We start from the raw sequence: 11716 nt of genomic DNA, 5'->3' as shown, positions 1-11716 counted from the left end.
ACATTGAACCGCACTGCACGCATGCAGCCACTCACCCGCAGACTAACATGAAGCCATCGTGAACTTGCTCCAGCACATCGCCGCCAGCCGTGACCTGCTCCGAAAGTCCGAGCTGAAGGTCGCCGACTACGTGCTGGCGCAGGCCGCGCAGGTAATGCATTCCTCCATGGCGGACCTGGCCCAGCAGGTCGGCGTGAGTGAGCCCACCATAGTACGCTTCTGCCGCGCCATCGGCTGCAGCGGTTTCCAGGATTTGAAGCTCAAGCTGGCCCAGAGCCTGGCTGCCGGCGCCAGTTTCGGGCAGTTCTCGATCAATGAAGACGACAGCGTCGACACCCTCTCGCACAAGATTTTCGATACCACACTGGCCACGCTGATGGACGTGCGCGAGCGCCTGGACCCAGCGGCCATCGAGCACGCCATTGATGCCCTGACCCACGCGCGGCGCGTCGAGTTCTACGGTTTCGGCGCCTCCGGTGCTGTGGCCAGCGACGCTCAGCACAAGTTCTTTCGGCTGCAGGTCTCTACCGCGGCTTATTCCGACCCGCACATGCAAGCGATGTCCGCCGTGACGCTGGGCCCGGAGGACGTCGCCGTGGCCATCTCGCAGACCGGTCGCACCAAGGATTTGCTGCATTCCGCCGGGCTGGTGGCCGAAACCGGCGCGACGCTGATCAGCCTGTGCCCCAGCCGCACACCGCTGGCGGAATTGGGCCGTATTCACATCCCCATTGATGTGCCGGAAGACACCGACATCTATACGCCACTGTCTTCCCGTATCGCGCACCTGGTGGTGATCGATGTGCTGGCCATGGGCATGGCGATGCGCCGCGGGCCTGAGCTGGTCAACCACCTCAAGAGCGTAAAGCGCAGCCTGCGCGGCTTGCGCCTGTCCAACAAGGCCCGCGGAGACAGCGCCGAGTAACTCGCGCGCGTGCTTCTGACATAATCGCCACCCTTAGCCCGTAATCCGAGGACGCCCCCATGCCCGTCGCCATGGCCCGCCATATTCTGGTCAAAACCGAAGCCGAAGCCGCCGCACTGAAGAAGCGTATCGCCGAGGGCGAGGCCTTTGATGTGCTGGCCAAGAAACACTCCACCTGCCCCTCCAAGAAACGCGGCGGTGATCTGGGTGAGGTACGTCCGGGCCAGATGGTGCGTGCCATCGACCAGATCATCTTCAAGAAGCCGTTGAAGGTGGTGCACGGCCCGGTAAAAACCCAGTTCGGCTATCACCTGGTGCAGGTGTTCTACCGCGACTGAGGGACGGGGTAACAGATCAGGTTATGGATGACCGCCGGCTCGCTGCCCGGGTTGCGATAGCCGTGCGCCGCATCCGCGGCAAAGCGCACGGCGGCGCCTTGCTCAAGTGCCTGCCAGCGACCGTTGACCAACAGCGCCATAGCGCCCCGTATCACCGTCACGTGCTCGGTTACCCCCGCGTCATGGGGCTCGGACAGGCGTTCGTAGCCCGCCGGCAAGGTCAGCTCCAGCAACTCGAAACCATAGCGAGGATCGAATGGGAACAGCGGCGCCACCAGCATCGCATCGCTGGTCGGCCGCTGCCGCAGTTGCTCGGCCTGACGCACTTCCAGCTCGTTGGGCGGCGCGGCAATGAAGGCTGAGAGGGGGACCTTGAAGCCGCCGGCAATTTTCCACAGGGTCGCCAGCGTCGGGCTGGATTCGGCCCGCTCTATCTGACCCAGCATCGCCTTGCTGACGCCGCAGGCCTGCGCAGCCCGATCCAGACTCCAGCCGCGCTCACTGCGTAGCTGCTTCAGCACCTGACCCAGATAATCACCCACTGATTGCATGCAAAAACCTGCGATTTTATTTTGTGCGTTATAACGCACGAATGCTACATTGTCGGCCTATTGTGCCGCTGTGCGCTATAACGCTCAAGCACCCCACTATGACTGGAGATGTCGCGTGATCCGGGCCTGGCTCAACCCCTCACATATCGCCGCCGGCTTTATTGCTGTACTGGTCGGCTACACCAGCTCGGCGGTAATCATTTTCCAAGCCGCCGAAGCCGCCGGCGCCACCGCGCAGGAAATCAGTTCCTGGCTGTGGGCTCTGGGTGTCGGCATGGCCATCACCAGCATCGGTCTGTCGCTGCGCTATCGCTCGCCGATTCTGATTGCCTGGAGTACACCAGGCGGTGCGCTGCTGGCGACTGGACTGCCAGGCTTCAGCCTCAACGAGGCGATTGGCGTGTTTCTGTTTAACGCCGCCTTGATCACGCTCTGCGGGCTGTTGGGCTGGTTCGACCGCATCATGCGGCTGATCCCCGCCTCCCTGGCTGGCGCCATGCTGGCGGGGGTTTTGCTGCCGTTCGGCCTGAACCTGTTTATCGCCCTTGAGCAGCAAACCCTGATGGTCGGCGCGATGCTGGTCACCTATCTGCTGGGGCGCCAGCTGTTGCCGCGCTACGTGGTACCGCTGGCCCTGCTGGTTGGCGTGCTGATCGCTGCGCTGGGCAGCCAGCTGCACCTGGATGCGCTGGACTGGTCCATGGCGCAACCGGTATGGACAGCGCCGGCCGTGTCACTGACGGCGCTGATCGGTGTCGGGATTCCCATGTTCATCGTTACCATGGCCTCGCAGAACGTACCCGGTATGGCAGTACTGCGCGCCAACGGCTATCAGGTGCCGGCTTCGCCGCTGATGACCACGACCGGGATCACCGGCCTGCTACTGGCGCCCTTTGGCGGCTACACCTTCAACCTCGCTGCCATCAGTGCTGCCATCTGCGCCGGCAAGGACGCTGATCCCGACCCATCACAGCGCTACCGCGCGACTATCTGGGGCGGGCTGTTCTACTTGCTTACCGGATTGTTCGGGGCGACCGTCGCCAGCCTGTTCGCGGCCTTTCCGCAGGCGCTGATCATGGCCATCGCCGGTCTTGCCCTGCTGGGCACCATTGGCAACAGCCTGGCCACCGCGCTGCATGACGAGAGCCAGCGGGAGGCGGCGTTTTTGACTTTTCTGGTTACCGCCTCGGGGTTGTCGCTGTTCCACATCGGCAGCGCATTCTGGGGCTTGCTGCTGGGCATGTTGGTATTGCAGCTGCTGCGTCGCCGTTGATCTTCGTCCTGGCGGCGCGCGAGGTTCAGGCCTGTGGTTTCACACCGCGAACCACGCCACTGTGGATTTCCAGCGTCAAGGCTTCGATCCGCTCACTGAGCTGGTGCGTCAGTTCGGTTAGCCGCGTGTTCTGCTGCATCAGCACCAGCATCTTGTCGGCCTGTTGCGCCGCAGCCTCGGCCAGCGCCTCACGGTGCTGCGCGTCCGCCTGCGCCAATGCCTTGTCGCGATCCGCCTGACGGGTCTGCGCCAGCAAGATCAACGGCGCCGCATAGGCCGCCTGCAGGCTGAACGCCAGGTTGAGCAAGATGAAGGGATACAAATCAAACTGCATCAGCCCGCTGGCGTTGACGCCAATCCACAGCGCCACAATCAACGTTTGAGCTAGCAGAAAAACCGGCGTACCAAAAAAGCGCGCAAAGGCCTCTGCCTTCAACGCAAACCAGCCATCACCGAAAACCTAGCCCAGATGCAGGCTGGCGCGATGAAAGCGCAGGTGATGGTTGGCGCCGGCCTGTTTTTGAGCGCGAATATCTGAGGTCATTCGGGTTAGCTCCTGGATTGAACAGCGAAGAGTCATACCGCACAGAGAATAATCTGCTCTGGCTCAACCCACAGGCTGATTGACTCACCCATTTTCGGCAACGGCTGGCCCTGGCTCAGCGAAGCGACCAACAGCGGCCCATCCGCTAGCTGCACCTGTAGCTCCGCGCTGTTGCCGCTGTGCTGCGCTTGCATAACTGTGCCTTCAAGCCGGTTCTCGCTGTCATGCGCTTGCGCGATACGCACCCAAGGCGCCTTGATCAGCGCAAAGACTTCGGCGCCTTGGCTGAGGCCCAGTCGCTCGGTGCTGGCGTGGGTGATCAGCGCCAGCAATTGCTGGCCGCCATCGAGCTGCAGGGTGATGCGGTCGTTCATATCCTGCGCTTCAAGTCGGACTACCCGCGCGTACAGTTGATTGCGCGCGCTGGTGCGCAGGCGCAGACGGTTCATTACCTGCAAATAGGGTTGCAAGCTGCTGTCTTCGCTCAGGCGCTGCAAAAACGTCTGGTGCTCCTGCTGATAGCGCTGAAATGCCGCCACCAGCTCTGCACCCTGCGCCGTCAGCCGCGTACCGCCACCGCCCTTGCCACCCACGGAGCGCTCGACCAACGGCGAGCCGGTAGCCTTGTTCATCGCATCGACCGCGTCCCAGGCGGTTTTATAGCTCATGCCGACGGCCTTGGCGGCCTGGCTGATTGAGCCGGTTTGCGCTATCTGTTGCAGTAGCTCAATACGCCCCTGCCCTGCCAGATTCCGGCCCTCATGGGCGAACCAGAGCTGTCCTTCGAGTTTCATACTGATGCTGTCCTGTTATCCGAGATGCGGCACACCGGGCTTGCCATTCGTTATATAACCAATAATATAGCGCCTAATCACGCCCGCCACGCGACCACAGGATTACACCATGCGCCCATCGCTCGTTGCCCTTGTGCTTAGCCTGCTGCTGCCTGCCGCGAGCGCTCAGGCAGATCAGGTAACAGTGGCCGTCGCCGCCAACTTTAGCGCACCTATGCAAGCTATAGCCGAGGCTTTCACGCAGGATACCGGGCACCAGCTCACACCCGCCTTCGGCTCGACCGGCCAGTTGTACGCGCAGATCAGTCATGGCGCGCCTTTCGACCTGTTCCTTGCCGCCGATGACAGCACGCCGGCCAAGCTGGAGGCCGAGGGTCGTACGGTCGCTGGCTCGCGCTTTACCTACGCCACTGGCGCGCTGGCGCTGTGGTCCGCGCAAGCGGATCTGGTCGATGCCAAGGGCGCGGTGCTGCACAGCGACTGCTTCCGGCACCTGGCCATGGCCAATCCGAAAACCGCCCCCTATGGCCTGGCTGCCTTGCAGGTCATGCAGGGCCTGCAGTTGGCCGATGGCCTGGCGCCGAAGCTGGTGGAGGGGCAGAGCATCGGCCAGACCTACCAGTTTGTCGCCAGCGGCAACGCCGAGCTGGGCTTTGTCGCGCTGTCGCAGATTTACCGCGACGGCCAGTTGAGCAGCGGTTCCGCCTGGCAAGTACCCGCAGCGCTGCACGATCCGATTCGCCAGGATGCCGTAATGCTGCAGCGCGGCGCCGACAACCCAGCGGCGGTTGCACTGCTGAGATATCTGCAGGGCGACCGTGCGGCCGCCATCATCCGCTCCTTCGGCTATCAGCTCTAGGCACGCTGCCAGATGCCGCTATCTGCCGCCGACCTTGCCGCCATCTGGCTGACCCTGCAACTGGCCAGCCTGACCACCGCCCTACTGCTGTTGCTCGGCACGCCGCTGGCCTGGTGGCTGGCCCGCACCCGCAGCTGGCTGAAAAGGCCGGTCGGTGCCCTGGTGGCCATGCCGCTGGTACTGCCGCCGACGGTGATCGGCTTCTACCTGCTGGTTGCCATGGGCCCGCAGGGCCCGGTCGGAGCGCTGACCCAGAGTCTGGGCCTGGGCACCCTGGCGTTTACCTTCAGCGGGCTGGTGGTCGGTTCGCTGTTCTATTCCCTGCCGTTCGTGGTGCAGCCAATCCAGAACGCCTTTGAGGCCATGGGCGAGCGGCCGCTGGAGGTCGCCGCCACACTGCGCGCTGGTCCGTTTGACCGCTTCGTGCATGTCGCCCTGCCGCTCGCCCGCCCCGGCCTGATCACCGCTAGCGTACTGGGCTTTGCCCACACGATCGGCGAATTTGGCGTGGTTTTGATGATTGGCGGCAACATTCCCGATCAGACCCGCGTGGTCTCCGTGCAGATATTCAACCACGTCGAGGCCATGGAATACGTGCAGGCACACTGGCTGGCTGCCGGCATGCTGGTGTTTTCTTTCGCCATCCTGCTCACCCTGCAAAGTCGCGGGCGCAGCCGCATGCTCAACTGAGGTGAACACCATGCACGCGCGCTTTCGTCTGCCGCTGGACAGCTTCACGCTGGATGTCGACCTTGAGCTGCCGGCACGCGGCGTGACGGCACTATTCGGCCCCTCGGGGTCCGGCAAAACCAGCCTGCTGCGCTGTATTGCGGGGCTGGCCCAGGCGCCGGAAGGCAAACTGACGCTGGGTGACGACTGCTGGCAGGACAGCGCGCGCAAGCGGTTTGTGCCAACCCACAAGCGCGCTCTCGGCTACGTCTTTCAGGAGGCGAGCCTGTTTGCCCACCTGTCGGTCCAAGACAATCTTCGCTTTGGCCTGAAACGCATCGCCGCCGCTGGCCGCCGTTTGCAGCAACAACAGGCGGTCGCGCTGCTCGGCCTCGAAGACCTGCTGCAACGCATGCCGCAGCACCTGTCCGGCGGCGAACGCCAGCGCGTGGGCATCGCTCGCGCATTACTGACCAGCCCGCGGATACTCCTGCTCGACGAGCCGCTGAGTGCGCTGGACGCTCCGCGCAAGGCCGACATCCTGCCGTACCTGGAGCGTCTGCACGGCGAGCTGGATATCCCCATCCTGTACGTCAGTCACGCGCTGGATGAGGTCATACGCTTGGCTGATCATCTGGTTCTGCTCGACAGCGGCCGGGCACTGGCCAGTGGCCCGCTGCAGGCAATGCTACCGCGCCTCGATCTGCCGCTGGCGCAGGGCGATGACGCCAGCGTGGTGATCGACGGCACGGCCGCCGAGTATGACCGCGACTATCAGCTGCTCAGTCTGCGGCTGCCACACAGCGACCTGCGCCTGCGTGTTGCACATCAGCCAATCGCGTACGGTCAGCCACTGCGGTTACGGGTACAGGCGCGCGATGTCAGCCTGAGTTTGCAACAGCCACAGCACAGCAGCATTCTCAACCTGCTGCCGGTACGCGTAATGGCGGTGGCCGCCGCCGACAACCCGGCCCATCTGCTGGTACAACTGGATATGCAGGGCAGCGCGCTGCTGGCGCGGATTACCCGCTACTCCAGCGATCAACTCGGGTTGCAACCAGGACAGGCGCTGTGGGCGCAGATCAAAGCAGTGGCGTTGCTGGGCTAGACCCGCTTGCGGCTGACCGCTACCCAGCGCTGCAAACGAGTGCCATCGACCAGTTCAAGCTGTCGCTCGGCGGCAAAGGCCCTTGCCTCAGCGCTGAACTCGCCCTTGGTCACCACAACACCACCGGCGGCCCCCTCACTCACCACGCGGGCAAAGAATTCGCGCAGAGGCGCCACTTTCAACCGCCGGGCCTGCCAATAACGGCAGTGCACCAGATAGCGCTCACCGGCCTGTTGCAACAGCAGGTCGCAACTGCCGTCGGTGCCGGCCAGCGTGTTACCGAGCACGCGATAGCCCTTGCTGCGAAAGGCCTGTTCCAGCAGCAGCCGGAACGCCGGCCACTGCATACTCTGCAACAGCGCCGCCGGCGCCAGCGCCGGCCTTGAGCGCATTTGCCGATGCTGTGCCACGCGATAGCCCAGCGCGACCAAGGCCACAGTGCAAAAGCCGAGCGGCAACAGGTACTGAGCGAAGCGAGCCAATTGGCGAAACAGGGAGTCGGTGAGAGCGCCGCCGGCTTCTACACGGCCAAGTACTGGCAGCGCACTACTGGCAAAGGGGTGAAGCAACAGCCAGCTCAACAGGGCAAATACCAGATTGATCCACCAGGGCAGGCGCCCAAGCAGGATCAGCAGATCGGAAAAGAGCGCGGTGCGCTGAATACGGGCCATCCATGAGTCCTCCACAATGGCGCCCTGCCATTACCGGAGAACCATAGCTCGACTTCAACGGTCGGTAAAGCCGCGCGGCAAGACAGCGCGCTACTGCTGACGCCCGTGCTGCGCCAATATCGCCGCCAACAGGCCAGGAAAACGCTCATCCAGCTCACGGCGGCGCAGCGAGTTCATGTGCGTCGTGCCAACGCCCTTGGTGCACACCAGCCCGGCATCGCGCAGCACGCGAAAATGATGCGACATGCTGGATTTGGGCCGGCCGCCATCCAGCTCGCCACAGCTGGCCTCCTCCACTTCAGACAGACGCTGTACCACTTCCAGGCGCACCGGGTCGCTCAGCGCATAGAGCACGCGCTCAAGGCTGAAGTCACTTATCGGGGGATGTTTGAAAGGTCGCATGGGGCGAATCATACACAAGGCTTTACTTATGATCCATAGTTCCAATATTATCGAACAACTAAACAAGCCCGCTACGGCTTTTCCAACGTTATTGGAGTTTCCATGTCTGCACTGTTTCAACCCTTCTCACTCAAAGATATCACCCTGCGCAACCGCATCGCTGTGCCGCCCATGTGCCAGTACTCGGCCACCGACGGGCTGATCAACGATTGGCACCTGGCCAACTACACCGGCATGGCCCGCGGTGGCGCCGGCCTAGTGATTGTTGAGGCGACCGCGGTCGCACCGGAGGGCCGAATTACGCCGGCCTGCGCTGGTATCTGGAACGATCAGCTCGCCGACGCATTCATTCCGGTAGTCAAGGCCATCAAGGCGCACGGCTCAGTGCCAGGCATCCAGATCGCCCACGCCGGCCGCAAGGCCAGCGCCAACCGCCCCTGGGAAGGAGACGACCACATCGCCAATGACGACCCACGCGGTTGGCAAACCATCGCGCCTTCTGCCGTGCCTTTCGGTGCGCATCTACCCAAGGTGCCGGAAGCGATGACGCTGCAGGATATTGAAAGGGTCAAGGCCGACTTCGTGGCTGCCGCACGCCGCGCCCTGGCGGTCGGCTTTGAATGGCTGGAGCTGCACTTCGCCCACGGCTATCTGGCGCAGAGTTTCTTCTCGCCACACGCCAACCAGCGCACTGATGCCTACGGCGGGAACGCCGATAACCGCGGACGTTTCCTGCGCGAAACCCTGGCTGCGGTACGTGAAGTTTGGCCGGAGCACCTGCCGCTGACCATCCGTTTCGGCGTGATCGAGTTCGACGGTAACGACGAGCAGACCATGGCCGAATCCATCGACCTGACTCGCCAATTCAAGGCCGGCGGTATGGATATGATGAGCGTGAGCATGGGCTTCAACATCCCGACCGCGAAGATTCCGTGGGGTCCTGCTTTTATGGGCCCGATTGCCAAGCGCGTGCGTGATGAAGCGGGTGTACCGGTGTCCTCGGCATGGGGCTTTGGCGAACCTCATATTGCCGAACAAGCCGTGCAGGACGGCCAGCTGGACCTGGTAATGGTCGGCAAGGCGCATCTGGCCAACCCGCATTGGGCCTATTACGCCGCTCGCGAGCTGAAGATCGACAAGCCATCGTGGACGCTGCCGGCGCCCTACGCGCACTGGCTTGAGCGTTACTGAGCGAGAATAAAGCGGGCGGCCAAAGGTCGCCCGCCCTGGTTTTGCTATTGAGCAAAGCGCCGATCGGCGTGGCGCTAAAAAGAAAAAGGCCGGGGAGCACGATTTATCCAGGATAAATCGGCTTCTCCGGCCTTTTTTTCGCTCTGTTTCAGCGCCGCTGAGGTGTCCGCGGTGGTTTAGAAATCCAGCGTAGTAGACACCACCAGGGTGCGCGGCGCGCCTACCGTCAGATAACCGGAACCGGGGTAGCCACCGGCCGAGGCCCAGTAATCGCGATTGGCGACGTTCTCGACCCGCGCACGCAGCGTCAGCTCCTGCGCGTCATTGATCAGCATGCTGTAACGCGCACCCAGATCGAAGCGCGTCCAGGATGGAATATCACGAGTGTTGGCGGCATCGATGTACTGCTCGCTGGTGTAGATCATGCGACCGTCAAAGGCCAGGCCGTCGACGCCGGGGACCAGATAGTCGAGTCCGACACTGGCCTGCAATTCTGGTGCGCCGATACCTTCGTTGCCGTTCAGCTCGGTGTCGAGCAGGCTCACACCACCCAGTACCGTCAGGTCATTGGTGGCCTGACCAAAGGCGCTGAATTCCAAACCACGGTAACGCTGCTTACCAACCACGCCATAGGTGTTGCTAGCGTCCACACCCGCTACCGGCCTGCGGCTCTGGAACACGCCCAGGCTACCGCCCAGACGGCCACCATCGTACTTCACGCCCAGCTCGGCCTGGCGGGTGACGTAGGGCTCCAGCGCCTCACCGCCGTTGGTGACCGGGGCACCACCAGAGGTGGTGGGCGCGACATCGCCCTTGACCAGGCCTTCGATGTAGTTGGCGTAGGCAGACACTTCAGGGGTGACGCGATAGACCACGCCAGCAATCGGCGTGATGGCATCATCATCGTAAGAGGCGGTACGTGAACCATCTGCGTAGGCGTAGCTGTAGGTGGCGATGTTCTGCTGACGGGCGCCCAGCGTGACCAGCAGGCGATCATCCATGAAACCCAGGGTGTCAGCGATGGCGTAACTGCTGGTGCGGGTCCGCTCGGTGACTTCCGGGTCGCTGAGCGAGCCGGCGCCGGCCGCAGTTGCGGCGGGCTGTGCGCTGTCGAACGGGTTATTGATATTGCCCAGCACCTCGCGGGTAGCGAAGCTGGAGGCGCCCCACGCGTTCGCTGATTTCATCTCGTAGGTCGAGGCCGAGGTGGTCAACTGATGGCTGACCGGGCCAGTATCAAAACGGAACCGCAGCCCCATGTCGCCGGTGACTACCTCGTCTTCGCGCACGTTGTAGAAGCGGTAGGCGTTGGTGTCGCCCGCAGTATTGATAACGGTCGGATTGGCGAAGTTGCCCTCTTCCTCGCTGGTGCGCACACCGCCGGCCAGCCAGCCGGTCACGTAGTCGTTGAAGTCGTATTCAGCGCGCAGGGTGCCAAAGGTGTCCTCGGCGTTGGAGTAGGTCCAGCTCTGCGCCACACTTTTATCGGCGTCAGGCGCGGAGGGCACAGGTACGCCGGCACCAATGGTGATATTCGGCTGGCCAGCGTCCACCTCGTGGTTCTGATAACCCAGGTCGGCGGAAATGCGCAGGTTGTCGCCGCGATAATCGGCGCCCAGCGCCAACAGACCCAGCTCGCCGGACTCGCCATCCACTGCCACATCGCCATCGCGACGCGCCATATTCAGGCGCACACCGATGCGATCGTCGGCGAACCGGCGGCCAAAGTCACCGGCGGTGTAGTACTGACCGCCGGAGCGTACGCCCGCAGTAACCTCGTTCAAGTCCTCGTTGGGTGCGCGCTTGGGCACGATGTTGATCGCCCCACCCAAGCCGCTGCCACCCGGCGCAGCACCATTGAGAAAGGCATTGGCCCCGCGCAGCACTTCAACCCGCTCGACAAACTCGGTGCCCATGTACTGGCGTGGCAGCAGGCCGTAAAGGCCGTTATAGCTGATATCGTCCGAGAAGATCGGCAGACCGCGCACCATATACACCTGCTGGAAGTTACCGAAGCCGCGCGCCACCCGCACCGCAGGGTCGTTCAACAACACGTCACCAATACTCGCAGCCTGCTGATCCTGAATCAGCGTCTGCGTGTAACTGGTGGTGGTGAAGGGCGTTTCCATGTAGTCCTGGTTGCCCAGAATGCCCACCCGCGACCCCGCCGCCACCTGGCCACCAGCATAAGCCGGGGGCAGGCCATCGGCCGAGGCGTCAGCGCTGGCGCTGACGGTCATGGAAGGCAGCTCGACAGCATCAGTGGTTTGCTCATCGACTTCCTGCGCCTGGGTCAGCGCACTGACAAACACGGAAGACAGGGCAAGCGACAGCGCGGTGCGCTTGAACACGAGGGAAGGACTCATAGGGCGGCTCTCTGAATGGCGTGCG

The 11716-nt window shown here is 63.0% G+C and carries 12 protein-coding genes and 1 pseudogene; 7 read left to right on the top strand and 6 right to left on the bottom strand.

Annotated elements, in window-relative coordinates; all coding sequences use genetic code 11:
- The first annotated feature begins 58 nt into the window (after positions 1 to 58).
- On the top strand, positions 59 to 925 hold the full coding sequence (gene hexR / locus BLU26_RS12345; RefSeq protein WP_092287102.1) for a transcriptional regulator HexR: 867 nt from the start codon (positions 59 to 61) through the stop codon (positions 923 to 925).
- A 59-nt stretch (positions 926 to 984) separates the two neighbouring features.
- Positions 985 to 1263 carry a peptidylprolyl isomerase gene (locus BLU26_RS12340; RefSeq protein WP_092287100.1) on the top strand — a complete coding sequence of 93 codons (279 nt, stop codon included), beginning with the start codon at positions 985 to 987 and terminating at the stop codon, positions 1261 to 1263.
- On the opposite strand, the gene BLU26_RS12335 is transcribed toward BLU26_RS12340, so the two are convergent.
- Positions 1251 to 1814: a helix-turn-helix domain-containing protein gene (locus BLU26_RS12335; protein WP_092287098.1), complete on the bottom strand. Its 564-nt coding sequence runs from the start codon at positions 1812 to 1814 to the stop codon at positions 1251 to 1253. The genes BLU26_RS12340 and BLU26_RS12335 overlap by 13 nt on opposite strands.
- A 115-nt stretch (positions 1815 to 1929) precedes the next feature.
- Here BLU26_RS12335 and BLU26_RS12330 point away from each other — a divergent pair, with 115 nt between their 5' ends.
- Positions 1930 to 3087 carry a benzoate/H(+) symporter BenE family transporter gene (locus BLU26_RS12330; RefSeq protein WP_269433909.1) on the top strand — a complete coding sequence of 386 codons (1158 nt, stop codon included), beginning with the start codon at positions 1930 to 1932 and terminating at the stop codon, positions 3085 to 3087.
- Between the two features lie 25 nt (positions 3088 to 3112).
- On the opposite strand, the pseudogene BLU26_RS12325 reads toward BLU26_RS12330, so the two are convergent.
- Positions 3113 to 3631: pseudogene (locus BLU26_RS12325) on the bottom strand (DUF1003 domain-containing protein).
- A gap of 32 nt (positions 3632 to 3663) precedes the next feature.
- Positions 3664 to 4425 carry a TOBE domain-containing protein gene (locus BLU26_RS12320; RefSeq protein WP_092287096.1) on the bottom strand — a complete coding sequence of 254 codons (762 nt, stop codon included), beginning with the start codon at positions 4423 to 4425 and terminating at the stop codon, positions 3664 to 3666.
- A gap of 109 nt (positions 4426 to 4534) precedes the next feature.
- On the opposite strand from BLU26_RS12320, the gene modA reads away from it, so the two are divergent.
- From modA to modC, 3 genes are read left to right on the top strand one after another with little or no spacing between them, the layout of a single operon-like run.
- Positions 4535 to 5284: a molybdate ABC transporter substrate-binding protein gene (gene modA, locus BLU26_RS12315; protein ID WP_092287094.1), complete on the top strand. Its 750-nt coding sequence runs from the start codon at positions 4535 to 4537 to the stop codon at positions 5282 to 5284.
- 12 nt (positions 5285 to 5296) lie between these two features.
- On the top strand, positions 5297 to 5974 hold the full coding sequence (gene modB, locus BLU26_RS12310; RefSeq protein ID WP_092287092.1) for a molybdate ABC transporter permease subunit: 678 nt from the start codon (positions 5297 to 5299) through the stop codon (positions 5972 to 5974).
- A 10-nt stretch (positions 5975 to 5984) separates the two neighbouring features.
- Positions 5985 to 7061 carry a molybdenum ABC transporter ATP-binding protein gene (modC, locus tag BLU26_RS12305; protein WP_092287090.1) on the top strand — a complete coding sequence of 359 codons (1077 nt, stop codon included), beginning with the start codon at positions 5985 to 5987 and terminating at the stop codon, positions 7059 to 7061.
- Here modC and BLU26_RS12300 read toward each other — a convergent pair.
- Positions 7058 to 7732, bottom strand: a complete 675-nt coding sequence (locus BLU26_RS12300) for a restriction endonuclease (protein WP_092287088.1) — start codon at positions 7730 to 7732, stop codon at positions 7058 to 7060. The two genes, modC and BLU26_RS12300, sit on opposite strands and share 4 nt — an antisense overlap.
- A gap of 90 nt (positions 7733 to 7822) precedes the next feature.
- Positions 7823 to 8134, bottom strand: coding sequence for an ArsR/SmtB family transcription factor (locus BLU26_RS12295; RefSeq protein WP_092287086.1), 312 nt, complete (start codon positions 8132 to 8134; stop codon positions 7823 to 7825).
- A 102-nt stretch (positions 8135 to 8236) separates the two neighbouring features.
- Between BLU26_RS12295 and BLU26_RS12290 the strand changes: the two genes are divergently transcribed.
- Entirely contained in the window at positions 8237 to 9325 is a 1089-nt protein-coding gene (locus tag BLU26_RS12290) for an NADH:flavin oxidoreductase/NADH oxidase (protein ID WP_092287084.1), read from the top strand.
- A 176-nt stretch (positions 9326 to 9501) separates the two neighbouring features.
- Here BLU26_RS12290 and BLU26_RS12285 read toward each other — a convergent pair whose 3' ends face one another.
- The gene (locus BLU26_RS12285; protein WP_092287082.1) at positions 9502 to 11691 is read right to left on the bottom strand and encodes a TonB-dependent receptor; all 2190 of its coding nucleotides are present in this window, start codon (positions 11689 to 11691) and stop codon (positions 9502 to 9504) included.
- Positions 11692 to 11716: the final 25 nt, after the last annotated feature.

Origin of the sequence: Halopseudomonas sabulinigri, assembly GCF_900105255.1 — a bacterium.
GTDB classification, from domain to species: Bacteria; Pseudomonadota; Gammaproteobacteria; order Pseudomonadales; family Pseudomonadaceae; genus Halopseudomonas; species Halopseudomonas sabulinigri.
Note: the sequence above shows the minus strand (reverse complement) of the source record. Positions and strands in the feature narration are given on the sequence as shown.